22 protein-coding genes are annotated in these 26,676 nt (G+C 66.7%); 2 read left to right on the forward strand and 20 right to left on the reverse strand.

Annotated features, from left to right (window positions below):
• The first annotated feature begins 269 nt into the window (after nucleotides 1–269).
• Nucleotides 270–1,301 carry a glycosyltransferase family 4 protein gene (locus tag KF785_09985; protein MBX3147085.1) on the forward strand — a complete coding sequence of 344 codons (1,032 nt, stop codon included), beginning with the start codon at nucleotides 270–272 and terminating at the stop codon, nucleotides 1,299–1,301.
• On the opposite strand, the gene hflX is transcribed toward KF785_09985, so the two are convergent.
• The 20 genes from hflX to KF785_10085 all read right to left on the reverse strand — a co-directional run bounded on the left by hflX (nucleotide 1,289) and on the right by KF785_10085 (nucleotide 24,573).
• Nucleotides 1,289–2,554, reverse strand: coding sequence for a GTPase HflX (hflX, locus tag KF785_09990; protein MBX3147086.1), 1,266 nt, complete (start codon nucleotides 2,552–2,554; stop codon nucleotides 1,289–1,291). The genes KF785_09985 and hflX overlap by 13 nt on opposite strands.
• Nucleotides 2,555–2,570: 16 nt before the next feature.
• Nucleotides 2,571–3,899 (reverse strand): replication-associated recombination protein A, encoded by a 1,329-nt coding sequence (locus KF785_09995; protein MBX3147087.1) that lies wholly within the window; start codon nucleotides 3,897–3,899, stop codon nucleotides 2,571–2,573.
• A complete protein-coding gene (locus KF785_10000; GenBank protein MBX3147088.1) occupies nucleotides 3,899–5,113 on the reverse strand; it encodes a hypothetical protein in 1,215 nt (404 codons plus the stop codon). The genes KF785_09995 and KF785_10000 overlap by 1 nt, the downstream gene beginning before the upstream one ends.
• Nucleotides 5,114–5,120: 7 nt before the next feature.
• A complete protein-coding gene (locus tag KF785_10005) occupies nucleotides 5,121–5,873 on the reverse strand; it encodes an SDR family oxidoreductase (GenBank protein ID MBX3147089.1) in 753 nt (250 codons plus the stop codon).
• Nucleotides 5,870–6,433, reverse strand: a complete 564-nt coding sequence (locus tag KF785_10010; GenBank protein MBX3147090.1) for an SIS domain-containing protein — start codon at nucleotides 6,431–6,433, stop codon at nucleotides 5,870–5,872. Before KF785_10010 ends, KF785_10005 begins: the two co-directional genes overlap by 4 nt.
• Nucleotides 6,430–7,191: a hypothetical protein gene (locus tag KF785_10015; protein MBX3147091.1), complete on the reverse strand. Its 762-nt coding sequence runs from the start codon at nucleotides 7,189–7,191 to the stop codon at nucleotides 6,430–6,432. Before KF785_10015 ends, KF785_10010 begins: the two co-directional genes overlap by 4 nt.
• Nucleotides 7,188–7,496: a hypothetical protein gene (locus tag KF785_10020; protein MBX3147092.1), complete on the reverse strand. Its 309-nt coding sequence runs from the start codon at nucleotides 7,494–7,496 to the stop codon at nucleotides 7,188–7,190. The genes KF785_10015 and KF785_10020 overlap by 4 nt, the downstream gene beginning before the upstream one ends.
• A complete protein-coding gene (alaS, locus tag KF785_10025; GenBank protein ID MBX3147093.1) occupies nucleotides 7,481–10,108 on the reverse strand; it encodes an alanine--tRNA ligase in 2,628 nt (875 codons plus the stop codon). The genes KF785_10020 and alaS overlap by 16 nt, the downstream gene beginning before the upstream one ends.
• 45 nt (nucleotides 10,109–10,153) lie before the next feature.
• Nucleotides 10,154–10,795, reverse strand: a complete 642-nt coding sequence (locus tag KF785_10030; GenBank protein MBX3147094.1) for a RecX family transcriptional regulator — start codon at nucleotides 10,793–10,795, stop codon at nucleotides 10,154–10,156.
• A complete protein-coding gene (gene recA, locus KF785_10035; protein ID MBX3147095.1) occupies nucleotides 10,776–11,828 on the reverse strand; it encodes a recombinase RecA in 1,053 nt (350 codons plus the stop codon). The genes KF785_10030 and recA overlap by 20 nt, the downstream gene beginning before the upstream one ends.
• A gap of 145 nt (nucleotides 11,829–11,973) precedes the next feature.
• Nucleotides 11,974–12,384 carry a YraN family protein gene (locus KF785_10040; protein MBX3147096.1) on the reverse strand — a complete coding sequence of 137 codons (411 nt, stop codon included), beginning with the start codon at nucleotides 12,382–12,384 and terminating at the stop codon, nucleotides 11,974–11,976.
• A gap of 108 nt (nucleotides 12,385–12,492) precedes the next feature.
• On the reverse strand, nucleotides 12,493–14,910 hold the full coding sequence (locus tag KF785_10045) for an ABC transporter permease (protein ID MBX3147097.1): 2,418 nt from the start codon (nucleotides 14,908–14,910) through the stop codon (nucleotides 12,493–12,495).
• A gap of 48 nt (nucleotides 14,911–14,958) precedes the next feature.
• Nucleotides 14,959–17,244, reverse strand: a complete 2,286-nt coding sequence (locus KF785_10050; protein MBX3147098.1) for a hypothetical protein — start codon at nucleotides 17,242–17,244, stop codon at nucleotides 14,959–14,961.
• Complete coding sequence (locus KF785_10055) at nucleotides 17,244–17,978, reverse strand: 2-phosphosulfolactate phosphatase (protein ID MBX3147099.1); 735 nt, start codon at nucleotides 17,976–17,978, stop codon at nucleotides 17,244–17,246. The genes KF785_10050 and KF785_10055 overlap by 1 nt, the downstream gene beginning before the upstream one ends.
• On the reverse strand, nucleotides 17,975–19,333 hold the full coding sequence (gene accC, locus KF785_10060) for an acetyl-CoA carboxylase biotin carboxylase subunit (GenBank protein ID MBX3147100.1): 1,359 nt from the start codon (nucleotides 19,331–19,333) through the stop codon (nucleotides 17,975–17,977). Before accC ends, KF785_10055 begins: the two co-directional genes overlap by 4 nt.
• A 109-nt stretch (nucleotides 19,334–19,442) precedes the next feature.
• Complete coding sequence (locus tag KF785_10065; GenBank protein MBX3147101.1) at nucleotides 19,443–20,633, reverse strand: PilT/PilU family type 4a pilus ATPase; 1,191 nt, start codon at nucleotides 20,631–20,633, stop codon at nucleotides 19,443–19,445.
• Nucleotides 20,626–21,162: an acetyl-CoA carboxylase biotin carboxyl carrier protein gene (gene accB / locus KF785_10070; GenBank protein ID MBX3147102.1), complete on the reverse strand. Its 537-nt coding sequence runs from the start codon at nucleotides 21,160–21,162 to the stop codon at nucleotides 20,626–20,628. Before accB ends, KF785_10065 begins: the two co-directional genes overlap by 8 nt.
• A gap of 31 nt (nucleotides 21,163–21,193) precedes the next feature.
• A complete protein-coding gene (locus tag KF785_10075; protein MBX3147103.1) occupies nucleotides 21,194–22,279 on the reverse strand; it encodes an aminopeptidase P family protein in 1,086 nt (361 codons plus the stop codon).
• On the reverse strand, nucleotides 22,276–22,722 hold the full coding sequence (gene aroQ / locus KF785_10080) for a type II 3-dehydroquinate dehydratase (GenBank protein MBX3147104.1): 447 nt from the start codon (nucleotides 22,720–22,722) through the stop codon (nucleotides 22,276–22,278). The genes KF785_10075 and aroQ overlap by 4 nt, the downstream gene beginning before the upstream one ends.
• Nucleotides 22,723–24,573, reverse strand: a complete 1,851-nt coding sequence (locus KF785_10085) for a tetratricopeptide repeat protein (protein MBX3147105.1) — start codon at nucleotides 24,571–24,573, stop codon at nucleotides 22,723–22,725.
• A gap of 165 nt (nucleotides 24,574–24,738) precedes the next feature.
• Here KF785_10085 and KF785_10090 point away from each other — a divergent pair, with 165 nt between their 5' ends.
• A complete protein-coding gene (locus KF785_10090) occupies nucleotides 24,739–26,601 on the forward strand; it encodes a SurA N-terminal domain-containing protein (protein MBX3147106.1) in 1,863 nt (620 codons plus the stop codon).
• Nucleotides 26,602–26,676: the final 75 nt, after the last annotated feature.

Here is a 26,676-nt window from a genome sequence, read left to right on the forward strand (position 1 = left end):
GACAAGGCAACAACCGCGCCGGTTATCGTACCCAGCAAGAGGCTGAGCCAAGCCGGTGGCAGCCTATCCGGCCCACGGCTCCCCAATGGCGCATCTGTCATAGAATGTTGGACTCCCCCGATCAACTGCTCGGCCGAAGGCAAGGTAGAAGCAAAGCCTCACGGTACCTCAGCACTGGCAGCCGAACCAGATTTCGTATATTGTGCGCAACTGAACCACCGCCGACGCTTCCGTCTCCGTTCGATCGAAACTCAGACACCAGAGATCTGATGCGCATTTGCTTCTTTGCCAAAGTGCCGTCTGCGGACATCCTCGACACCGTGAATTTCTACGCTCAAGACATTCGCGTTCTCAAGGATCTTGGTCATGACGTTGTGACCGCAACCCGGTTCCGCGAGATCCCCACCGATTGCGATCTGTACTTCGTCTGGTGGTGGTCCTGGGCGTTCCTTCCGTACTTTCGCGCGCGCGTGCGGCGCAAGCCCATGGTCATAACCGGAGTCTATGACTACTCCTCGGAACGTATCCCTGGAATCGGGCGCCCATGGTGGAAGCGCCAGATCCTTCGATCAATGCTACATCGCGCGGATGCCAATGTGTTCGTATCGACCTACGAGATGCAACTTGTAGCTCGGCTCTTTGGAGCCCCGAACGCATGGTACATCCCCTGCACTGTCGACACCGAGCGGTACCGCCCAGGCCTTCAACCCCGGCAACGATTCCTCTTGAACGTCGCGTGGAGCGGCGCGACCAACGGCCGCAGGAAGTGTCTCCGGGAAATCATCGAAGCCATGCCTGCGATCTTGTCCAAACACCCGGATACAAGACTCCTGATGGCTGGTCGGCAAGGCGAGTACCATCAAACGCTGGTTGACACTGCAAAATCCCTTCACGTCGAACACGCGATCGACTTTTTGGGAGTGATCAGCGAAGAGACGAAGGTCCAGTTGATGCAAACGTGCGCCGCCTACCTTCAACCAACTCTGCTCGAGGGTTTCGGTCTGGCCATCGCGGAAGCGATCGCCTGCGAAGCACCGGTGATCACGAATCCTCAAGGCGCGGTGCCAGAAGTTGTCGGACCTGGGGCCATCCTTCTGGAACGCCCTGAACCATCGCTGATTGCGGCCGCAGCAACGCGCCTCCTCGATGACAGAGAGTTCGCTGCCGACATGGGTCGAAAAGGTCGTCAGCACGTCCTTGAGCATTTCACGTATCCCGTGCGGCGCGACGGCTTGGCAAAGGTCATCGACCATGTAACAAGCGCTCGCGAAACTTCGACCATAGCGCATCAACCTTCCTGACCCTGAAACCGCTTCGCCATCCACTCGTCCATCCGCACCGTCAACGCCACCCCGTCCGGCGTATCCTCCCGAGCAACCACCTCCCCAGCCCGGTACACCTCCGCCAACCGCTTCCCATCCGACGCCGGCACGAGCAGCCGCACCGTCGGCCGAAGCCGCCGAGCCCGCTCCGTCAGCGCCGCACGCAATCGATCCAGGCCATGCGAATCCACGGTGTTGACGACCACCGACCCGGGATACAGCTCCGTTACCCGCGCCTCGAAACTCGCCCGATCCTCCAACCGATCGCTCTTGTTGAAGACCAGCAAGGTCGGCTGATCCGCCATCTCGAGCTCACTCAAGACCTGCTCCACGACCTGGACGTGCTCCTCCCACTCCGGATGGCTCGCATCCACCACATGCAGCAGCACATCCGCCTCCCGCGCCTCCTCGAGCGTGGCCCGAAAGCTCGCCACGAGATGATGCGGCAGCTTGCGGATGAACCCGACCGTGTCGGTCACTCGCGTCCGCAGCCCGGGCCCAAGGTCCACCTCGCGCGTCAGCGTATCCAGCGTCGCAAAGAGACGATCCTCGACAAAGATCTCCTTCTCTCCGGTCAGCCCGCGCAGGATGCTCGACTTGCCCGCATTGGTGTAACCCACCAGCGCCGTGCTGAGCATCCCCTGCCGACCCGCCCGCACCGTTTCACGATGACGCGCCACATCCCGCAGCTTGGCCTGATGATGCTGGATCTTCTTCCGAATCATCCGCCGGTCGGTTTCGATCTGCGTTTCACCCGGACCACGCAGACCGATACCACCGCGAATTCGTGAAAGGTGGGTCCACATCCGCGCCAGCCGAGGCAGCATGTACTGCAACTGCGCCAGCTCGACCTGCAACCGCGCCTCCGCCGACCGCGCCCGGGTCGAGAAGATGTCGAGAATCACCTCGGCGCGATCCATCACCCGAACCTCGAGTTGCTTCTCGAGATTGGCGCCCTGCACCGGTGTCAACTCCTCGTCGAACACCACCAGCGTCGCGCCAAGGTCCGCGACCATGGCCTTGATCTCCGCGACCTTCCCCTCCCCGATCAGGGTCGCCGCACTGGCCGACGCCAGATGCTGCCAGGCCTTGCCCACGATCTCTGCACCTGCCGTGTCCACCAGCTCGGCAAGCTCCTCGAGATGCTCAGCCAGCTGCTCGGAATCCCGACTCCCCTTGCGCGGCGCCCCAACCAGAATGGCCCGCTCGATCGGTGGCGCAACTTCAATCATCTGACGACTGATACGACTACCCCTTCCTTTCCTGATCGGACCCGGCGTTCCCGGCAATCGTACGCCAATGGGCAATCCGCTCGACGACTTTCTTCTCGAACCCCAGATGGCCAGGCTGATACAGGCTCCGGCCCTTCAAGACGTCCGGAAGGTATGTCTGTGCCACATAATGCTCCGGCGCGTCATGCGCGTACTGATAATCGGCCCCATACCCGAGTTCCTTCATCAGCCTGGTCGGGGCATTCCGAAGATGCGCGGGCACCGGCGCCGACGGCGTTTCCCGCGCGGCCGCCAGCGCGGCGTGCAGCGCCTTGATCGTGCTGTTCGACTTCGGTGCCGTCGCCAGGTAGATCGTCATCTCAGCGAGCGGCAGGTAGCCTTCGGGCGGCCCCAGTACCTCGTAGGCGTTCCGCGCGGCAACCGCCAGCAGCAGCGCGTTCGGATCGGCCAGGCCGATATCCTCCGCCGCCATGGCTGTGGCCCTCCGGAAGATGATCCGCGGGTCCTCGCCCCCCTCGATCATCCGGGCCATCCAGTACAGCGCGCCGTCCGCGTCACTGCCCCGGAGCGACTTGTGGTACGCCGAGAGATGGTTGAAGTGCTCTTCACCCGTCGCATCGTAGCGGGGCATCCGCCGGGCCAGCGCGACCTCCAGCGCGTCCCGGGTCAGCTCCCCCTTGAGCCCCACATGCCGCGCTGCCGCCTCCAGAGTGGTAAGCGCCATCCGCGCGTCGCCGTCGGCCTGCGTGGCAATGACCTCGAGCACCTCGTCCGAGGCCTCCACACCCTGCGCACCGAGGCCGCGTTCGACCTCCTCCAGCGACCGCCGCAACAGCCCGACCAGATCCTGCACGGCAAGCGGCTCGAGCACGAAGACCCGACAGCGGCTCAGCAAGGCGCCGTTGAGGCTGAAACTCGGATTCTCGGTGGTCGCCCCGATCAGGGTGACCGTACCCCGCTCCACGTGCGGCAGAAAGGCATCCTGCTGAGCCCGATTGAACCGATGAATCTCGTCGCAGAAGAGGATGGTGCCGCGTCCCATCATCAGGCGCTGCTCCGCCTCTCGGATGATCTCGCGCACTCTCGGCACGCCCTCCGTGACCGCGCTGAAGGCGACGAACTCACGCCCGGTATGCCCCGCGATCAGCCGAGCCAGCGTGGTCTTCCCGACCCCGGGAGGCCCCCAGAATATCGTGCTGCCAAGGTCGCCCCGCCGAATCGCCTCGCCCAACGCCTGGCCGGGGCCGAGGAGCTGACGCTGGCCAACGAACTCGTCGAGGGTGCGCGGCCGCATCCGCTCAGGCAGCGGCAGGCTCTCCGATTCGAACAGGGAGGGGCCGCTCATCAGAGCTCCAGCGCCCGAGCCAGCAGCCGGTCGCGCTGATTGCGGGCCGGGTCTTCGATCACCTCGTCCATCAGGAGACCGAGAATCCGCCCGAGGTCAGGCCCGGGAGGGATACCCGCCGAGCGGAGGTCGTCGCCCGTCACCGCAAGCTGCGAACGAACGGTGGCCTCGCCGCGCTCCCGAATGCCCGCAACCACCGGGGCCCAGGGCGCCTCAGTGCCAGTCCGGAGTCGGTGGGCTGCCAGCAGGTCGTCCGCGGCCGGCTCCACCTGCGCCAACCAGCGCCGCACCCGAACCGGCGAGGTGTCATGCGGCTCCGCAGGCCCCCGCTCGATTCGCAACGACCGATCGATCTCGGCCCGCGATGCCTTGAGCCGGTCGAGGAGCCGCCCAGCCTGGCGAACCAGCAGCGTGGTCAGCAGCACCGGATCCCGAGGCGAGGGATCATCCGCGGCAAGCGGGTAGTCGTCCCTGAGCCCGGGCAGGCACACCGCCGCCGCACCAACGTCCTGCCACAAGCGCACCGCCCGGCGCACCGACCGGGCCGTTTCCAGCGTCCGGTACCATTCATCCCTGACCCGCTCCGCCGAGAGCCGCCGCAAGCCGTCGATGCCGTCGATGGCGGCCTGCCAGGTCTCGGGATCGATCCGAAAATCGAACCGGGCCGCAAACCGCAGCGCCCGAAGGATGCGCAGGTAGTCTTCCTGAAACCGTTCGCGAGCCACGCCGACCGCCCGCACCACACCGGCCGCAATGTCTGCCGCACCGCCGAAGGGATCCCGCCACACCTGCCGCAGCGGATGGTAGGCAATGGCGTTCATGGTAAAATCGCGGCGGCCGAGATCCTCGTCGATGGTCCGCGCAAAGACCACCTCGGCGTGACGCCCGTCCGTCGTCACGTCTCGGCGAAAGGTCGTTACCTCGTGCAGCTGGCGATGGCGATCCAGCACACCAACCGTGCCGAATTTGAGCCCGACCGGCACGGTCCGGGGAAACAGGGCCTGCACCTGATCCGGCGTGGCCGCGGTCGCAAGATCGATGTCGTCCCGTGGCCCGTCCATCACCGCATCACGCACCGAGCCGCCGACGCACCAGGTCTCGTGCCCCGCCCCCTCCAGCGCCGCCGCAATCTCGATGATCTCGTCCGGCAGGGCCAATCGCCGCGGCCGAGCGGACGCGCCGTCGGCTGCACCCCCGATGCTGGCGGGCGTCATGTCGTCATTATCCGCAGAGAACGCTGCCACCGTTCACGTTGATGACTTCGCCCGTGATGTGACGCGACAGGCCGCTCAGCAGAAACAGAATTGGCCCGGCAATGTCTTCAGGGGGTGGAATGCGTTTGAGCGGGATCCCCTCGGCAATTCGCTGTTTGCCGCCATCGGCGTACGGCACGGTGCACATCTCGGTGTCCACCCACCCCGGCGCGACGCAATTGACCCGAATCTGCGGCGCAACTTCGACGCAGAGCGACTTGGTGAGCGCAATCACGGCGCCCTTGGTCGCGGCATAGTCCGCATGGTACGCTTCGCCCCGCTGCCCCGCCGTACTCGAGACGATCACGACGGAGCCACCCGGGCGCATCAGGTTGAGCGCCGCGCGCGTCGTCAGAAAGACCGAGTCGAGATTCTGGGCCATGGTCTCGCGCCACCGGGCATTGACCATCTTCGTAACGGGCGTCTCTTCGACCGGCCACACCCCGGCATTGGCGACAAAGCCGTCGATCCCGCCGAAGGCAGCCTTGAGCTCACGAAAGACGCGATCGACGATGGCCGGATCTGCCAGGTCCCCGCCGCCGATAAAGGCGCGTCGCCCGAGGCTGCGCACCTGCTTGGCAACCGCTTCGGCATCCGCCGCCCGGCGATGGTAGGTGATCCCGACGTCGGCACCGGCCTCGGCCGCCATCAATGCTACCGCGCGCCCGATGCCCCGCGAACCCCCGGTGACCAGTACCGCCTTACCTGCCAACGAAATCATCCGATCAGCTCCTGCTCCACCCATTCGACGATCAGATGCTCGATCGCCAGGTGCAGCTCTTGAATTCGACTCGTTTCCTCGGACGGAACGATCAGGGCTTCATCCACCGCCGTGGCCAGGCTTCCGCCGTCGCGACCGAGCAGCGCGACGGTCTGCGCACCAATCTCTCGGGCCGCCACGGCCGCGGCCAGCAGATTGGCGCTCCGCCCGCTGGTGCTGTGCAGGACCAGCAGGTCTCCCGGGCGGGCCAGCGCCTCGACCTGACGGGCAAAGACCCGCTCAAAGCCGAGATCGTTGCCTGCCGCCGTCAGCAGCGACGTGTCGGTCGTCAGCGCCACGGCCCTGAGTGCCCGCCGATCCTGCTTGAAACGCACCACATACTCCGTCGCGACATGCTGCGCGTCGGCTGCGCTGCCGCCGTTACCGGCAAAGAAGATCGTTCCGCCACGCCGCAGGGTGTCCGCATATCGGCGGGCAAGCCTCTCGATTCGGTCGGCCTGGGTCGACAGCAAGCGGGCCAGCGCCGCAAGGTCTCGGAGTCCGGCTTCGAAGAGACTCATTCGGATCCTCCGAACCAGCCTCGCACACGATCGAACAGCGGAAGCTTGAGGTCGACCGCACCGGGCTCCACCATCAGGACATCACGCAGAACGGCGTCAGGATTGCTCTCCATCGTCAGCCTCGCCACCTCCTCGGCTCCGGCGGCCTCGAGCTGCCGGAACGGCTCGACCAGCGAACGCGAGTCGCCGTGATTGTCGGCCGCCAGCACATCGACCAGGCCCGCCGCCAGCAGCGCACGGGCTTTGCGCCCGCGACCCGACGGCCGAAACAGCGTATTGGCATCGACCTGGATTCGCGCGCCGAGTGCCCGCCAGTGAGTGACCATCGGCACCGAACACGCTGCGTACCGCTCCGGATGCGCCAGGAGGGGTACCAGTCCCCCCTTGACCACCTGCTCCAGGGCACTCGTCGCCGCCCGCGCAGCAACCATCCCGGTGAACTCGACCAGCACGTATCGACTTCCCGCCAGCGTGACCCGGCGCGTTTCGACGGCACGCGGTGTCAGCGCCCGGTCCAGCATGATTTCAGCCCCGCGATGCAGTCTGACCCCGGCCGGCGCGGCCCTGGTCAGCGCGGCATACGCCTCATCGTGAGCCGGGGGCGGACCCTCCAGCACCCGACTGGCCTCGAGGTGCGGGGTGAGTACGATGTCGGTCACGCCGCCAGCGGCCATTCGGGTCAGTACCTCGACCGACTGCGCCACCGACCGCGAGCCGTCGTCGACGCCGGGCAGGAGGTGGCAGTGCAGATCGATCATGCTGCCCCCCCGCCCTGCCTGCGCAGTCGGGCGGCAAAGGCGCGGAGCGTATCGGGATCGGCGTCCGTTTGCGCAGCAAGAGCAAGCGTGACCAGCGCATCCGCCGCCAGCAGGTCCAGCGCCGCCGTCCGATCGGACGACTCCGCCATGGCCGTTGCCAGCGCGGCGTCTCCCGCCCGGGCCAGCGCCTCGGCGGTCACCGCCCCGCCCTGACCTCGAATGAACTCGCGCGTCCGGGCCACCAGCTCCTCGGGCGCACCCGCAAGCTGGGCATCCAGCCAGGCCTGACTCAGCTGCGCAGCCATTCCGCCACGACGACGGGAACGGCCTGCCGTGCCGCCCCCAGCCGAGTCACATCACCCGCGCTGGCCGAGGCAAAGGTGGGCCGCCCGCCGCCCTTGCCACCGCTGATCGTCGCAATCCGATTGACCAGGTCGCCGGCCTTCTTGCCGCGCGCCACCAGGTCGTCCGTCACGGCCACGTGCACCGCCCCTTTGCCGCCGTCGGCAAACAGCACCAGGATGCCGCTGCCGGTTTCGCCCCGGTATCGATCGGCAACCGCGGCAACCTCGTTGCGATCCTCCAGCGTGGTGGCCCCGATCGACACCGGCACGCCGGCAACCTCGATCGTCTCACGAGCGCCGTCGGCCGATGCCCCGCCCCGAGCGATCGCTTCGGCCAGCCGCGCCTCCAGCTTGTCCTTCTCAGCCAGCAGCTGATCGATTCGGCGGAGCACCTGATCGGGCTGCGCCTTGAGTCGGGCCGCAATCTCGGCCAGCTGCGCTTTCAGCTTGCCCAGCACATCGAAGGCAGCCGGACCGGTCACCGCTTCGATCCGTCGCACCCCTGCCGCCACGCCGCCCTGCCCGCCGACTCGGAAGACGCCGACGGCGCCGGTGCTGCCGACATGCGTGCCGCCGCACAGTTCGATCGACGGTCCCATCCGAACCACCCGCACCAGGTCGCCGTACTTGTCGGCAAAGAATGCCATGGCGCCGAGGGCCAGAGCGTCGGGATAGGCCATCTCCTCGATGACGACCGGGAGATTTTCCCAGGCCAGCTCGTTTACCTCACGTTCGATGGCATCGAGCGTAGCCGGATCGATCGGTCCGCCGTGCGAAAAATCGAATCGGAGCCGATCGGGCTCCACCAGCGAGCCCTGCTGCCGAACATGGGTGCCCAGGCGCCGACGCAGGACCCAGTGGAGCAGATGGGTGGCGCTGTGGTTGCGTTCGATGTTGCGGCGCCGCGCAACGTCGACTCGGGCCGACACCTCGCCAGGCTCGAAGGCGTCGCCGGTCCAAGGGCCACTCAGCACGGTGCCTCTCGGCCCCTTGCGCACCTGATCCACCTCGAGCTCCCATCCGGTGCCGACCAGCCGGCCGACATCACTGACCTGACCGCCGGACTCGACGTAGAAGGGATTGTCCTCGAGCACCAGGTCCACCCGGCCGCCCAGCTGGCGGAACGCCAGGGCCCGCGTCTCCGCCTCCGTCGTATCGTAGCCCACGAAGCGGGAACTGCCGGGCCGAAGCTCCTGCCAGCCCGCATCGTCTCCACTGTCGGCCGAACCGCGCCCGACCGCTCCAGCTCCCTGCGCCGCGCGCGAGCGGGCCCGCTGCGCATCGAGCGCCGCGTCGAATCCCTCGAGATCGACGCGCACACCCCGCTCACCGGCAATCAGCTCGGTCAGATCGATCGGAAAGCCGAACGTGTCGTAGAGCCGGAACGCCTCGTCGCCGGTTATCACCGCTGCGCCCGAGGCAAAGAGCTCATCCAGTCGAGCCAGACCACCTTCGATCGTTTCGAGGAAGCGTGACTCCTCCCGCTCGGTGGTTTCGCGGATGAACGCCCGCTTGGCCTCCAGCTCGGGATAGGCCGCCCCCAGGCCGTCGATGATGATCCCGGTCAGGGGCGCCAGGGTCGGCTCGCGCCGGCCCAGCAGCCACGCATGGCGGACCGCGCGGCGCAGAATCCGTCGCAGCACGTAGCCGCGCCCCTCGTTGCTGGGATAGACACCGTCGGCCAGCAGAAACGACACCGCTCGGGCATGATCGGCCAGGACCCGATAGGAGGCCCCGGTTCCCGCCATGCTGCCAGGATACGGCGCCCCAATCAGGCGGCCGGCCTCGGCGAACACCGCCTCGAACAGGTCCGTGTGGAAATTGTCGTCGGTGCCCTGCATTACCGCAGCAATCCGCTCGAGCCCGGCGCCGGTGTCGACCGACGGCTTGGGCAGCGGGGTCAGGACCCCGTCTGCGGAGCGATCGTACTGCATGAACACCAGGTTCCAGATCTCCAGGAACCGACCCGACTCGGCCATTTCCTCGAACTCGGCCTGGCTGAAGACCTTCGACGGCGCGCCCGGGCGCCACTCGAGGTCGACATAAATCTCGGAGCATGGACCGCACGGCCCGGTGTCGCCCATCTGCCAGAAGTTGTCCTTGTCGCCGAGACCGTAGACGGAGGTGGCGGGGACACCCGCCGTGCTGATCCACAGCTGGCGCGCCTCGTCATCGGTATGATGCACCGTGACCCGCAGCCGATCGGCTGGAATACCCAGGTACTCGGGCGAGGTCACGAACTCCCAGGCATAGGCAATCGCTTCCTGCTTGAAGTAGTCGCCGAAGGAAAAATTGCCCAGCATCTCGAAGAAGGTGTGGTGACGCTTGGTGAGCCCCACCTGTTCCAGGTCATTGTGCTTGCCACCGGCACGAACACACTTCTGACAGGTCACGGCACGTCGGTAGTCCCGATGCTCCTGACCCAGGAAGGTCCGCTTGAACTGGACCATGCCGGCATTGGTAAACAGGAGCGTCGGATCGTCGGCCGGAACCAGGGATGACGAGGGAACTTCCTGGTGACCGCGTGCGGCGAAATAATCGAGAAAGAGACGGCGAATCGTACGTGCTTGCATACCCGCAATATACGGGGAGGACGAGGCCCGACGGCAGTCGGTTCCCTAGCAGGATCGACGAACCAGCTCGCGCGCCAGGGTGCCGGTGTAGCCCCGTCGCGCCAGCACGGCGAGCAGCCGCCGCCGGGCCTGGTACGGGGGCAGCCCCTCGAGCGCAGGCCGTTTGCGCGCAATGATCGTTTCGATCTGCTCCCGCTCCCCGGTCGGCTCGCTAGCCGCAAGCTCGGCCAGTGCCGCCTCGATCAGCTCGCGGGCCACGCCGACCTGGGCCAGCTCGCGACGGAGCCGCGCCGGCCCCCGACCCCGCGCAGATCGGCTGGCAACGTACTGCTGGGCGTACTTCGCGTCGTCCAGGAACCCCGCAGCCTCGGCCCGCTCGACTGCCGCCTCCGCCAGATCGGGCAAGTGCCCCTTGAGGACCAGGCGGCGCTGCAGATCCCGCCTCGCAAACGGACGCCGCTCCAGCGCCCTGAGCGCCGTCCGATAGGCCGCCTCGCGGTCGACCGCACCGATCAGGCTGGTCAGCCGCTCGGGGGTGATTTCGGTGCCGACCGCGAGCCGCTCACGGCGCACCAGATCATCCGGCAGCGAGAGGGCCGTCCGCCCGTCGATGACGATGCGGACGACCCCCTTCTGTCGGCGATCGGGCTCGATAGCCTCGATCGTGCTACTCCTCGTCGGCGTCATCCGCCTCGAGTTCCGGGCCAGTCTTCACACCCAGCCACTCTTTGACCTTCTGCTCCACTTCGACCTGCAAGGCCGGATTGTCCTTGAGGAAGAGCTTGGCGTTTTCGCGGCCCTGCCCGATCCGCTGCTCGCCGTAGGAGTACCAGGCGCCGGACTTCTGAATGATGTTGGCCTCGGAAGCGAGGTCGACCAGGAGACCGTTGTGGCTGATGCCCTCGTCGAACAGCACATCGAACTCCGCCTGCTTGAACGGCGGCGCCACCTTGTTCTTCACGATCTTGACCCGAACCCGATTGCCGATGACGTTCTCGCGCTCTTTGACCGGCCCAATCCGCCGGATGTCGAGCCGGAGCGAGGCGTAGAACTTGAGCGCCTTGCCGCCGGTGGTCGTTTCCGGGTTGCCGAACATGACGCCGATCTTTTCACGCAGCTGGTTGATGAAGACCACCGCAGCGTTCGAGCGGTTGATCGCACCCGCCAATTTGCGGAGCGCCTGGCTCATCAGACGGGCCTGCAGACCAACATGGCTGTCGCCCATCTCACCTTCGATTTCGGCCTTCGGCACCAGGGCGGCCACCGAGTCGATCACGATCAGGTCCACCGCCCCGGAACGCACCAGGATCTCGACGATTTCCAGCGCCTGCTCCCCCGTGTCCGGCTGCGACACCAGCAGCGCATCCACGTCGACCCCAAGCTTCCGGGCGTACTCGACATCGAGCGCATGCTCGGCGTCGACATACGCCGCCACCCCGCCGCTCCGCTGGATGTTGGCGACGAGGTGAAGACAGAGCGTGGTCTTGCCGGACGACTCTGGTCCGTAGATCTCGGTGATCCGCCCCTTCGGCACCCCGCCCACCCCGATGGCGGCGTCGAGATTGACGGCCCCGGTCGAGATGACCCCGATTTTCTCGCGCGGCGAATCGGTGCCCATCCGCATGATGGACCCCTTGCCGAGCTGCTTTTCGATCTGCGCGATGGCGAGGTTGAGCGCCTTTTTACGCTCGGCCTCCTGCCGGACTTCGTCGACTGGCATGATCAGCAAACTCCCCCAATGAAGCGTGAAATGATGACCGATCTGGGCGATACAACCGCTGAGTCTCTTTGTGGAGCAATACGCGCCACAATCTTACTGCATTCAATCTAAGTCCGAAGATTAGCCGAAACAAGTGGGCACTTTTTCATTTTTCCACATGCCTCCAGGCGTCCTCGATGTGGATTATCTGTGGAAAACCACCTCGCGAGAGCTCCACAACCACAAGATCGAACCGGTAGGAATCCTGGGACTGGCCGAATCGGGAGATCCAGATCATGGCCCCGACCGCGATGCTCTGCCGCTTCCGCCACCCGACCGCGTTGAGGCCTCCACCAAAGGCGTCAGACTGCCGAGTTTTGACTTCCAGGAAGGCAACCAGATTGCCCTGACGGGCCACCAGGTCGAGATCGGAATGGCCAAAGCGGAAGCGGTGAGCCAGGACCGTCCACCCCCGCGCTTCGAGATCGCGGGCGGCGGCAAGCTCCCCGGCGAGACCCCGCCGGTGGCGAGGATCTCGCCACTCGGTAAGCGGACGAACGATGTTGGGCACTGACATGGCCCAACGATGGGACCGAGAGGGCTGCGCCCGATAACCGGAAAGCCGACGATCGGGCGCAGAAAACTGCGAGTCCGACCGGCGCGAATCCCGGTCGGACAGGAAGGGTCAATCGTTCCGGATGGCTTCCACGGGATCGATCGCGCCGGCCCGGCGTGCCGGCAGCCAGCAGGCCCCCAGCGCGATCAGGCCAAGCACCAGGGCAACGCCCCCCAGAGTGAGGGGATCGGACGGCGAGATGCCGAACACCAGCGAGCGCAAGAAGCGGCTCAGCACGACCGAGGCGACCCCGCCGATCAGGAGTGCGGGCAGCACCACCCGGGCCCCTTCCCGCACCACCATCCGAACCACCCCGGCGCGATCGGCGCCGAGCGCGAGACGGACACCAATTTCGCGGGTCCGGAGCTGGGTGGCATAGGCCATCACGCCGTAGACACCAAGCGCAGCAAGCGCCAGCGCCAGCCCGGCAAACATGGCAAGCGCCAGCGCCGTGAAGCGGGCGCGAGCCACGGCATTCCCCAGCAGGGTTTCCATGGTGCGCACGTTGAAGAGTGGCAGGACCGGATCGAGCTGCCCGACTTCCGCACGCACGGCGGGAACGACGGCCTCTCCCATCCGGGTCCGGAGGACTGCCACCATCCGGGCCGGCACGCCCACCTGGCGGTAATCCCAGTACAGCGTGGTCCCCATCTCCGGCTCGTCGGGCGTGTTGAGCGGCACGTCGGCAACAACGCCGGCGACCTCGGCGACCAGCGTGTCGTTCCAGATCATCGCGATCCGTTTGCCGATTGCCGATTCGCCGGGCCAGGTGCGCTGTGCCCCCGCTTCGTTGATCAGGACCCGTAGCGGCGCCCCGCGACGATCGCGGCCGTCCAGGTACTCCCCCGCCAGCAGCGGAATCCGCATCGTCTCGTGGTAGGCATGGTGGACGAAGCGGACGTGGGCTACCGGAGCCTGGCCCGCTTCGGGAACCGGTTCTCCCAGCTTCCAGAAACCGGTCGCCTGGCCGTCGCCGCTCATTGGAACGATGCTGCCCAGGCTGGCGCCCTCCACCCCCCGGAATAGCGGAGCCTGGCGGCGTTGTTCGTAGAAGAGTTCCCGGGTGTCCTCACTGCCGTAACGGGAGAGCGGCAGCGACAACTGACCGGTAACGAGATTCGTCGCGTCGAGACCGAGCCGGACATCGAGCCGATTGGCCAGGCTGCGCAACAGCAGCCCCGCCCCGACCAGCAACGTGAACGAGAGGGCAACCTGCGCGGCAACCAGAACGTCCCGCATCCGGCGGGCCTGGCGCCGCCCGGTCACGTCACCGCGCTGGGTCAGCCAGCGCCCGGACCCGCTGCCCGACAGCTCGAGTGCGGGTGCGAGACCGACGAGCACGGCAATGACTGCGGCGACCACCAGTCCGAAACCGATGACACGGCCATCGAGCCGGACCGCCTCGAGCCGCGGCAGATCGGGCGCCGAGGCCACCAGCGCGCCGATGCCCCACGAGGCCAGCACCAGGCCGACCGCGGCGCCGGCAGCCACCAGCACGGCGCTTTCCGACAGCAGCTGACGGAAGAGGTCGGCCCGACTTCCCCCGAGCGCCGACCGGACCGCCATCTCCTGCTGTCGCTCGGCCGCGCGGCCCAGCAGCAGGTTGGCCACATTGGCGCAGGCAATCAGCAGCACGAAGGTCACCGCACCAAAAACGATCCACACCGGCGTCCGAACGTCGCCGACCAGTTCATCGTGAAGCCCCGCCACCGTCACATCCCAGCCCGTCTGTCGGTCGGGAACCCGGGTCCGCAGCTCCGCAGCAAGCGCTGTCGCCTCACGCCGGAGCGATTCGACCGTGGCACCCGGCGTCAGCCGTCCGATCACCTGGAGATACCGGCCGCCCCAGTTCCGGGCGGCGGCCGCAAACCGCGGCGGCAGCCAGACGTCCCGGCTGCCCACGCTGGCGAACTCATAGCGAGGCGTAAAGTCGTACGCGGCCGGCAGAACGCCAATCACGGTGTTGGGGTTGCCGTTCAGCTGGATGGTCTGGCCGATGACGCCAGGGTCGGCGCCAAAACGCCGGCGCCAGAGGCCTTCGGAAATCACGACGATGTTGGGGGCGCCTTCGACATCGTCGGACGGACCATACAGGCGCCCTGCCAGCGGTACGGCGCCGACCAAGGTGAAGTAGTTGCCGCCCGCCATCATCACACCGACCTGCTCTGGTTCACCGTCGCCGGCCAGGGCACCGCTGGTCTGGAAGACCGTGGTCAGGTGGCTGACCGACCGCAACTCGTCGGACCAGACGTAGTAGTTGGCCGGCGCCACGACGTTTCGCGGCGCATCCCGAACCAGCGAGCGCTCCCAGAGCACCACCAGCCGCTCCGGCTCGGCATAGGGAAGCGACCGGAGCAGCACACCATTGACGACAGCGAAGGCGACCGTGGTCGCCGCGAGGGCCCCGCCGATCGTCAGTGCGATGACGGCGGAGAGCACGGGCCGGCGGCGAATGACACGCCAGGCCAGTCGGAGTTGGTTGCGCATAAGGGTGAGACTCCGGCCGGGCCGGAAACGTTGCCGATCCGAGCGCGACTAGCTCGTGTACTCGTCCAGCTGCCCCAGGCTGATCAGGACCTCGCGGGGTTTACTGCCGTCGGGCGGTCCCAGAATGCCGGCGGCATGGAGCTGATCGATGATCCGGGCAGCCCGCCCGTACCCGATCCGCAGCTTGCGCTGAAGCAGCGAGGTCGACCCGCCCTGGTTCTGCAGGCAGGCTTCGGCCGCCTCGCGGAAGAGTTCGTCCCGATCGCTGGCATCGTCGCCGTCGGGGCCGCCACTCTCCTCGGCCTCCTGCGCCCGCATCAACTCGATGATGTTCTCCTCACGCCGCTCGGCCAGCTGATCGGCCTCGCGCTTCTCGCGGCGCTTGGTGAACCAGTCCATCACCGTTTCGGTTTCTTCCGTCCCGATGAAGGCGCCCTGCAATCGCATCGGTTCACTCCGTCCCGGCGGCAGGAAGAGCATGTCACCGTTGCCCAGCAGCGATTCGGCGCCGTTCTGGTCGAGAATGGTCCGGCTGTCGACCTTGGAGGCGACCCGGAACGCGATCCGGCTCGGGAAGTTGGCTTTGATGAGGCCGGTGAGCACGTTCACCGACGGACGCTGGGTGGCGAGGATCAGATGAATCCCGATGGCGCGGGCCTTCTGCGCCAGCATGGCCAGCGGCGTTTCCACCTCCGACGCCACCGTCATCATCAGGTCGGCCAGCTCGTCGACGATGATGACGATGTAGGGGAGCGGTCCTTCTGCGTAGATCTCGGGCAACGGTGCTTCGGGCGCGGTCGTCCCCTCCTGCGCCGCGAGCTCCTTGAGGGTCGGCTGCGGACGGCTCGGGTTCCGCAACGACTTGCCGTCCGTCAGCTTCCGATTGAAGTCGGCGATGTTCCGCGCGTCATTGGCGCTCAGCAGCTCGTAGCGTCGGTTCATTTCGAACACCGCCCACTTGAGCACCCGGGCGGCGTCGTTGTTGTTGGTGACCACCTTGTGCCGCAGATGCGGCAACGCGTTGTACATCGAGAGCTCGACCATCTTCGGGTCGACCATCAGGAACCGCAGGTCCTTGGCGGTGTAGCGGTAAACCAGGCAGCTGATGATGCTGTTGATTCCCACCGACTTGCCGGTACCAGTGGCGCCGGCAATCAGCAGATGCGGCATCTTGGCCAGGTCCGTGATGACCGGTTTGCCCTCGAGGTCGAGGCCGAGCGCAATCGGCAGAATCGCTTTGGACTTTTCCCACTCCGGCGTTTCCAGCATTTCCCGGAGGGTGACCATCTTCGCCTTCGGGTTCGGCACTTCGACGCCCACTGCGCCCCTGCCAGGGATGGGCGCAACCCGGACGCTCGAGGCCCGCATCGCAATCGCCAGGTCGTCTGCCAGGCCAATGATCCGACCCGCCTTGACGCCCGGCGCCGGCTTGACCTCGAACTGGGTCACCACCGGTCCGCTGGTGTAACCCTCGATACTTCCGTCCACCTTGAAGGTGCGGAGCGTCTCGAGCAGCGATTGACCGAGCCGGTCGAGCTCTGCCTGATCGGCGACGACATCGCCCTGGACCGGTTCATTCAGCAGGTCCACCGGCGGCAGCTCGTTCTCGTCACCGGTGGGCAACGGAGCCGGCTCACTCTTGGCCGGCTTGGCAGGTTTGGCCGGCTTCCCCGCCTTCGCAGCTAGCAACTTGGCCGACTTGGCCGCGACCGGCACAGCCGGCTTCGATCCCGCCGTCTCGTCGTTCTCGTCCTCATCGTCGTCATCGTCCGACGCCGGCAGCATCGACTTCGGCGGCCGCCGGACGACCGCCGCCTTGACCGCAACCGGCTCGGCCACGACCGGTGCCTTCTCGAACCGTCGGAGCGGGTGCCACGCGATGGTAAAGATGGTCAGCGCCGAGACGGCAAGAAACGCGAGCAGCAGCCCGCCGGGCTTGGCAATCAGCCCGGTGACCGCGTAGGCGGCAATCCCAGGCACCATCCCGCTCGCCCGGGCCGAAGCGCTCCACTCCTCGAGCCGAGGGTCGAACGACATCGGGGTCACCCCGGCCAGTACACCGACCGTGAACGGGACGATTACCGCCAGACCGCCCACCAGGATCGCGGTCCGCTTCATATCGAGGCGCGGCAGGCGATCGAAGCCGGCCAGGGCCAGCATCCCGCCCAGGAGCGGCAGACCAACAGCACCGATACCCAGGGTGCGCCAGAGCAGCGTACCGAGGGTATTGCCTAACGCTCCGGTCGGCACGAAGGGCAGCAGGCAAAGGCCGATGAAGACCCCGACCACGAGCGCCGCAATGGCGCCGAGCTGTCGGCGGGCTTCGGGAGTCATCACGTGCCGCTCAGTTGGACTCGCCGGTCGTGAAAGACCGGCAGTACGGGGTAGCGATCGGGCAGCGCCGCCTCGGCGACATCCGCGGCCATGTCGATCGAGACCAGGTGCCGGCCGGCGGCGGATCGGGCAAAGGGCCGTTCCCAGCGGCTGCCGTAGCGCCGGACCAGGTCGAGCGCCGCGATGGCCGCGTCGTTGAGCCCTTCCAGGCGGCGCCGCTCACCGACGATCGGCGCGATCAGCCGTCCTGCCGTATAGGCATCGTCGATGCCGAAGCGGCCATCCCGGCCTGCGCAGAGGACCAGTACCGAGCTGCCGTCGGCCACCAGCTGGCGCATCCGGGCGGTGGCCACCGACAGATTGACCGCGGCCGCAACGAAGACCTGGGCGGCGCCCGCAGCTGCCAGCAGTGCTCCCGTTCCGTTGGTCGTCGTCATCACCAGCGTCTTGCCGCGCACTCTCTCCTCGGTCATTTCGAGCGGACTGTTGCCGAGCGCAAAGCCCTCGATGGGACGGCCATGCCGCTCGCCGATCAGCACGATGTCCGGACCAAGCGTCTGCGCCATGGCCATCGCATCGGCAATGGCGGCAACGGGCACGATACTCCGGGCGCCGTGGTGGAGCGCGGCGCACATCGTCGTCGTGGCCCTGAGGACATCGATGACGAATACCCCCCGCCCCGCGACCTCGTCTTTCGAGAGGCCCGCGGGTGAAAATGCGACATCGATCCTCATGCGTCGGGCCTGAGCAGGTGCTTTTCGCGTTCGAGGAATCGAGTGTCGATCTTGCCCGCGACGAAATCCGGGTGGCGAATCACGCGCGCCAGGAACGGAATGGTCGTCGTGACGCCCTCGAGGATGAAGCTGTCCAGCGCCTGCCCCATCCGGGCCAGCGCCTCAGCGCGATCCCGCCCGTGCACGATCACCTTGGCCAGCAGCGAGTCGTAGTGCGGTGGCACCCGGTAGCCGGCATAGACGTGAGTGTCGACCCGCACGCCGGGGCCACCCGGGGGATGATACGCCGTAATCAGCCCGGGCGAGGGCTGGAAGTTGCGATAGGGATCCTCCGCGTTGACGCGGCACTCGATGGCGTGTCCACGCAAGCCACGCAGATCGACCGGAAAGGTCAGCGGTTCGCCGGCGGCGGCTCGGATCTGCTCTTTGACGAGATCGAACCCGGTCACCATTTCGGTCACCGGGTGCTCGACCTGAATTCGGGTGTTCATTTCCATGAAGTAGAAGCTGCCGTCCGAATCGAGCAGAAACTCGATCGTTCCGGCACCGACGTACCCGATGGCCTCGGCCAGCGCCACCGCCGCCGCGCCCATCCGCTCCCGCAACTCGGCCGTCAGGGCAGGACTGGGGCTCTCCTCGATCAGCTTCTGGTGGCGCCGCTGCACCGAGCAATCGCGCTCGCCGAGGTGCACCACCCGGCCGTGGGTGTCGCCCATGACCTGGATTTCGACGTGACGGGGATGTTCCAGGTACTTCTCGACATAGACGTCGCCGTTACCAAACGCGGAGAGCGCTTCGTTCTGCGCCAGATTGAAGAGCTGGGCGAACTGCTCCGCATCCGCCGCGATGCGCATGCCCTTGCCGCCGCCGCCTGCCGTGGCCTTGATGATCACCGGAAAGCCGATTTCCTCGGCCACAGCCAGCGCTTCCTCCGCATCGGCCAGGATCCCGGGCGACCCCGGCACCGTCGGCACCCCGGCCTCCTTGGCAAGGCGCCGCGCCGAGGCTTTGTCGCCCATCTGGCGAATCTGCTGGCCGGTCGGTCCGATGAAGGTGATGTTGGACGCCTTGCAGATCTCGGCAAACTCGGCGTTCTCGGCCAGGAAGCCGTAGCCCGGGTGCAGCGCATCCGCGCCGGTAATCTCCGCCGCCGCGATCAGCCGCGGGATGTTGAGATACGACTGGCGGCTCGGCGCCGGCCCGATGCAGACATCGTCATCGGCAAAGCGGACATGCAGCGATTCCCGATCGGCCTCGCTGAAGACGGCCACGGTATGGATGCCGAGTTCGCGACAGGCGCGGATGACCCGAAGGGCAATCTCGCCCCGATTGGCAATGAGGACTTTATTGAACATGCGAGTTGAGCATCAAACCGTTCTGGTTGACGGCACGCGGACGCCCCGAACGGCACCGGAGCGCCGAGCGGGAGCAGAGCCCGTGCCGGGTGTCGCGCGCGTCGGCCGTTTAGGTCGGCGTCACGTCGCGCGTGAGATCGACCGGCTCGTCCTGCGCCGAGGCGATCTCCGCAAAGGTCCGATCGGAAGCCGCCGTCACACCGGCGGCACGCAACGCGAACTCACTGGGGTTACTGGAATAGAACAGGGCGCTCTCGTAGGTGATCATCCCCTTCTTGTACCACATCATCAGGGATTGGTCAAACGACTGCATCCCGTAGCTGATCGAACCGTCCGCAATCAGATCGGGAATGTTGAGCGACTTTTCGAGACTGCGAATGTTCTCCGCCACCGCCGCCGTATTGATCAGCACCTCGGCCGCTGGCACCCTGCCGCGTCCGTCGGCGCGGGGTACCAGGCGGAGGCAGACGATCGCGGCCAGCGCCGTCGACAGCAAGGAACGGATTTCCTGCTGCTGGTGCGGCGGGTAGAACGACAGAATCCGGCTGATCGACTGGGTCGCGTCCGTGGTGTGCAGGGTCGAGAAGACCAGGTGCCCGGTGTCGGCGGCTTTGAGCGCCGTGTCGAGCGTTTCCTGGTCTCGGATTTCGCCGATCAGAATCACATCCGGATCCTGCCGCAGCACATGGCGGAGCGCAGCCCCGAACGAGAGCGTGTCGCTGCCCACCTCGCGCTGCGAGATGTTGGACATCTGGTCGCGGTGGAGGAACTCGATCGGATCCTCGACCGTGATGACGTTGACGCGGCGGTTCCGGTTGATGTGATGGATCATCGCGGCAAGCGCGGTCGATTTCCCGGACCCGGTAATCCCCGTCACCAGCACCACGCCACGCGGCTTGAGCGAGACCTGCTCGAGCACCTCGGGCAGCATCAGCTCCTTCAAGGTGCGCACTTCGTACGGGATGGCCCGGAGCGCAAACGCGAGGGTACCGCGCTGCTGATAGATGTTGGTTCGGAAGCGACCGACCCCGGGCACGCCGATGGCAAAGTCCGCTTCCTTCTTCTCGGCAAACTCTTTGACTTGCCGCGGCGTCATGATCTGCTCGGCCAGGTGCTTCAGTTCTTCGGGGCGGATCGGTTGCATCGGAAGCGCCTGCAAATCGCCGTTGACACGCACGGTCGGCGGACGCCCTACTTTGAGCAGCAGGTCTGACGCCTGCCGCTGCACCATCTGCGCGATAGCCTGCTTGAAGTTGAACGGTGGCGGGCCGCTGATCTCACCGCCTAACGGTTCAGCCATTGGGGTCGACTCGGAAGAGGACCTGGCCGAACTCGACCGGCTGCGAATCCTCGACACAGACTTCCTTGATCACGCCACCGAACTCGGCTTCGATCTCGTTCATGATCTTCATCGCCTCGATGATGCAGACCGTGCGTCCCGGGGTCACCCGTGCGCCGACTTTGACGTACGCCTCGGCGCCCGGCTCCGGGGACGCATAAAAAGTGCCCACCATCGGCGACTTGATCTCCTTGAGCGCCACCGCCGGTTTGGGCGGCTCCGCAGCCGGAGCCGCAGGGGCTGCGGGGGCCGGATTTGCGGCCGCCGCCGGCGCCGGCGCCTGATAGTGCGTCACTGCCGCCGCCACCGCGCTGGAGGTCCGGGTCACGATCACGCCCGTCCCGAACCAGCCCTTGAGCTCGATCGAGCCGATTTCGGGCGAATCGCGAAGCAGTTCCACCAGACGACGGACGTCCTTCATGTCGATCGCCTTGGCTCCCGGCACTTTGTCGATGACCTCGGCCAGCGCTTTGATTTTTTCGGGATTCATCTCGTCAATTCCGACGGCGTGAGTGCGTAAGTTAGGTAAGCTCAATCAGTTCGGTCCGACCATCAGAGAGGCATTCCGCCCCCCCGGCCGTCACGGCGACATCGTCCTCGATCCGGACGCCGCCCCAACCCTCAAAATAGACTCCCGGTTCGACTGTCACCACCGCGCCCGGGGGTATCACGGTTTCGCTGGTCTTTGCCAGTCGGGGCTCCTCATGGACCTCGAGTCCGACCCCATGCCCCAGCGAATGCCCGAACGCCTCGCCCATACCCGCCGTCGTGATGGGGTCCCGCGCCAGGGCGTCGATTTCCCGACCGGTCATTCCGGCGCGCATCAAGCGCCTGGCCCGATGCTGGGCCTGCTCAACGATACTGTACACCTCGCGCTGCCGCCCATCGGCAGCGGCGCCCACCACGAACGTCCGGGTAATGTCCGAGCAGTAGCCATCGAGCTGGGCCCCGAAGTCGACGACCAGCAGGTCGCCGGCGCCGATGACCCGGCTGGTCGACTGGGCGTGCGGTAACGCACTCCGGGGCCCCGAGGCGACGATGGTATGAAACGGGTGCCATTCGCTCCCCCGCACCCGCAGCGCGGCCTCGAGCTCAGCGGCCACGTCGATTTCGCGGCGCCCTGGACGAATCCCGCCGATCACGGCCGCGAGCGCCTCTGAGGCAAGCCGGGCGGCCTCACGGATCCGGGCCGTTTCGTCCGCGTCCTTGACCATGCGCAGCGCCTCGACCCGCCCCGCGCCAGGCACCAGCTCCACGCCCTCGAGCTGCTGCAGCTCGTCCAGATCGGCCAGGGTGACCCGATGGCGGTCGATCCCGACCCGTCGAAGCCCGCTGCCTCCGACCAGCCCCCGAAGGCCCTTCCAGAGGCTGGCTCGTTCGATTCGGACGGTCACGCCCGGCCCGACCTCCGCCGGCCCCTGGACCGCATAGCGGAAGTCGGTCAGGAGCGTGGTACCGCCGGCAGTCACGACCAGATGCCCGGCGCTCCCGGTAAAACCGGTCAGGTACCGGAGATTGGAGGCGCCCGCGACGATCAGGCCATCGAGTCCCTCCGCCAGCGCTGCAGCGGCAAGCCGGGCCCGACGATCGGCATACCGATCGATCACAGGGCTGAGCCGGTGCCAGCCCGGGCGTGGAGCGCCCGCAAACCAAGGAGATAGCTCTGCGGCCCGAAGCCGGCAATGACACCGATGGCCAGGTCGGCCATCAGCGACCGGTGCCGCTCGACTTCCCGCGCAAAGACATTGGAAAGATGGACTTCGACAAAGGGCACCCGAACCGCCAGCAGCGCATCCCGAATGGCCAGACTGGTGTGGGTGTAGGCCCCGGCATTCAGAATCAGACCGTCCGCTGCTCCTGGGAGCGCCTGAATCGCATCGACCAGGGCCCCTTCATGATTGCTCTGCTGCCACTGCAACTCGATGCCGAGCTGCCCTGCCTCCACTCGAACCAGCGACTCCAGCTCGGCCAAGGTAGCCCGCCCGTAGACCGCAGGTTCCCGCTGGCCCAGCAGATTGAGGTTCGGGCCGTTGAGGACGGTGACCCGCATCTAGCGCTTGAGCCCCTTGAGCCAGGAGGTGAAATGTTCGAGATCCTCCGAGGCCGCGTCGACCGCCGCTCCTTCATGGTCGGGCCGCTTGGGCAACTCGGCAGCCGGCTGCTCCTCTGCAAAGAACTCATCGTAGCTGGGGCCACGATCCTCCGCCGGCGCGGCAGCGGTGGGGGCAGCACGCTCCTCACCGAACACGGCCCCGAGTGACAACCCGGTCGCCTGATGCTCCGGAGCAACCGGGCGTGTGGCCGCCAAGAGGTGCTCGAAGAAGGCGCGCACCGACTGCCCACCTGTCAGCACCGCCGCGTAGGCCGGGATCCCGACGCTCGACCCGGGGCGCAACTCGGCGTGCAACTGCTCGATCGCACCACGAATCCGCGGGTTGTCCGGGTCACGTTCGGAAAGCTGGGTATACACGGCCAGCGCCAGGGTACGGTGGCCCTGACGCAGGAACAGCTCAGCCATTGTTTCGGTCACGACCAGGTCAGGCTCCGCCTCGACGCCCGCAACGGCTTCGGCGTCGTCGCGTTCCGGGTCGAGCGCCTCGACATCGAAGGCGGTCTCGTCGGCTTCCGGGGTCGGCGGCTCGTCGCCAGCTGCGGCAACAATGTCGTCCGACGCCGCGTCCGACGCTTCGAGCTGCCGGGCGGCGGGGGCGCTCTCCCGCTCTGCCTCGACTGAGCGCGCAACCTCGGCCTCCGCAACTTCGATCTCAGCGGTGTCGATCGCCGAGCCCGCTGCGGCAGCCGCGACCTCCTCGGGTACCTCCGGCGCCACCAACGACGCGTCGGGCTCTGACGGGGCCGGCACTGCCAGCTCAGCCACGGCGGGGGCCTCGACCGTCGCCGCGTCGCCAGTCACCTCGACCACCTGGGGCACCTCGGCCGCCGCGACAGCCTCGGCCACAGGTGACGGGACGAAGGCCGGCGGGTCGACGGCCGTTGGCACCGCAAACTCAGCCGGCTCGGGCTGGGCAGCCGAAACCGCAGCTCGATCGGCGCCCCTTGCACCGGCATCGATCGGCGCCTCGACCGGGCCCGTCAGGGGCTCGACCAGCTCGAGCGGGTGGCTGACGGGATCGGCGTCCTGCGCAGCTGCCTGCTCCGCAGCAGCGGGCTCTGCCGCGGAAGCCGTGAGAGACGCCGCATCGTCGGCGAGCTGATACTCCGACTCGGACGCGGCCACCAATTCGACCGGCCGGTAGGTAATGACTTCGACCTCGGCGGCACTGAGATCGACCACCGCCGCGCGCACCTCGTCGACTGGCGGCTCCGCTGCGGCCGGAGCCTCGTCCGGAGCTGGCGTAGCCTCGGCCTCGCTTGAAGTCGCCGCCTCAGCCAGGGCAGCGGCGTCGGGCGCCTCGGCGGCGGATTCAGCGCCGGGCCCCTCAGCAGCGGCGGAGTCAGCCACGGTCGCCTCCGGCTCGGCTTCGACTGCGGGCACCCGGGCGGCGCGCAGGCGCTCGACCTGGGTACGGGCGTCATCGTTGCTCCGATCAAAATCCAGCAAGCGTTCCAGCCGGCCGATCGCGTCGTCGATCCGCCCGCCCTTCTCCGCCAGGTCGGCGAGCCCCTTCAATGCAATGACGTTTTCGGCGTCTAACTCGGTAACGCGCTGAAAGGCCTCTTCCGCTGCCGTGTCGAGCCCGCTGTCGACATAGCACCGACCACGCACGATGTGCGCGGGCACATAGTTGGGATGCTGAGCCAGCCCGATGCTGAGCAGCTCCAGCGCATCCTCGTACATCCCCTCCTTGCGATACGCCTCCGCCAGGGGGGCGAAGGTGAGCCCCAGGGGGTTTTCTTGCCACCGGCGCTGCAGTTTCTCGATTTCGCGGGACGGCGCCATGGAATGACCTACGCGCTAAGTTGTTGTGGCATTTGGGCTAAGATTACCAACCGGAAAGCGGCCCTGTCAATCGGCTGCCCCCTGCTGTCGCTTGAGCAAGCCCCGTTCCCCCGTTACGTTTCTCCCCTTCCCCTAGACTGGTCTCTCGGAGCGTATCGCCCGCGTATGATGCAAGCGTTCAGAAATGCGGCAAAGCCGGTCATGATCGTCGTGGCCATCACCTTCTTCATCTGGCTCGTGTGGGATTTGAGCGGGCTCGGCAGCGGTACCGGGAGCATTTTCGCCTCCCGCTCCGTCGGCAAGGTGAATGGAGAGTCCATCGACATCCGTGTGTTCGATCAGCAGGTTCAGAATGCCAGCGCAGAATACCAGCAGCGTGGCATTACCCTGGGCCTCGATCAGATGCACAACGTCCGCGATCAGGTCTGGGATCAGACGGTCCAGAGCATTCTGCTCCGGCGAGAATACGAGAAGCGGGGGCTGCGGGTGTCTGACGCGGAAATCGTCGACGCGATCCGCAATCTCCCGCTGCCCGATCTACAGCAGGTCCCGACCTTCCAGACCAACGGCCAGTTCGATCTGGAGAAGTACCAGCGCTGGCTCGCCTCTGCCGAGGGTCAGCAGTACATCCCCGTCCTGGAAGCACAGTATCGGGAGCAGTTGCTGCAGGCCAAGCTGTTCCGGTCGGTAGTCGCCGACGTCTTTGTCTCGGATGCCGCGCTCTGGGAGCGCTACCGGGACGAGCGTGAACGGGTTCGCATCGGCCTGGTCCGGATCGACCCGGGCAGTGCGGTCGCCGCGCCGGCCACGCCGATTTCGGACGCCGAGGCCACCGAGTACTACAACGCGCACAAGGAACAGTTTCGGCGTTCCAAGGCCGCGTTCCTGAGCTACCTGTATGTGCCCCGCGTGCCAAACGCAGCCGATAGCGCGGCGGCCCTGGCCAGGGCCCGATCCGTGCGCACCGAGATTGCTGGTGGCACCAGCTTCGACGAGGTCGCCGCACGCGAGTCGGCCGACAGCGTGAGCGCTCGCCGCGGCGGCGATCTGGGCGAAATGAACCGGAACTCGGTGGTGCCTGAGTTTGGCAATGCCGCCATGACTCTGCCGCTCAATACCCTGTCAGAGCCGGTCTTGAGTCCCTTCGGCTACCACATCATTCGAGTCGAGAGCCGCTCCGGCGACACCTTCAAAGCGCGCCATATTCTGGTCCCGGTTGAAATCGTCGGCGACCACCGTGATCAGCTCGACGCGGTGGCCGATTCACTCGAGAACCTCGCGGCCGAGCAGTTCGAGTTTACCGCACTCGATACGGCCGCGGCGGCGCTCAAGCTGACCGTGGGACAGACGGGTCCGGTTGCCGAGGGCGCCCGTGTGGTGGTCCCCGAGGCTGGCCAGGTCCCTGACGCCGGCGTCTGGGCTTTCCAGGCCAAGCCCGGCGAGCACAGCCAGGTCATCGAGGCGCCCTCTGCCTTCTTCCTGTTCCGTCTCGACAGCCTCCGCCGCGAGGGGCTGCCCCCCTTGGCCGCGGTGCGCGCCGAGGTCGATGCTGCGGTGCGGACGAGCCGTCAGGTGGCCGAGGCCAAACAGATGGCCGAACGGCTGTCACAGCAGGTGGCCGGTGGCGCCAAGCTGAGCGCCGCAGCCGCGACGCTCGGGCTGCAGTATCAGGAGTTGGGACCCTTTGCGCGGCTCACGGCGCCGATCGGGTCGCCGAGCCTGATCGGTACCGCGTTCGCTCTCAAGCCGGGGCAGCTGAGCCGTCCGACCCAGGCCGATTCGGCCTCGGGCGACTTCGCCGTCTACCTGCTCGAGGGTCTCGAGCGGCTTCCGGCCGACTCGGCAGACTTCGTGTCCAACCTGGCCGTGATCCGTCAACAGGCCCTCCAGTCGGCCCAGCGCAGCCGGGTGCAGGCCTACCTCGCCACCTTGCGGGCTTCGGCCAAGATCGTCGACCGCCGCAGCGAGGTCTACCGTACTCCTGCCCAGCAGGCGGCCGCGACTGCTGCGCTCCCGACCATCCAGTAGTCGGACGGAAACGGCCTGCAAACACAACAGGGCGACCAGCGATGGTCGCCCTGTTCGTTTGCCTGCCTCCCCGCA

The sequence above is a fragment of the Gemmatimonadales bacterium genome (assembly GCA_019637315.1).
Classification (GTDB): domain Bacteria; phylum Gemmatimonadota; class Gemmatimonadetes; order Gemmatimonadales; family GWC2-71-9; genus SHZU01.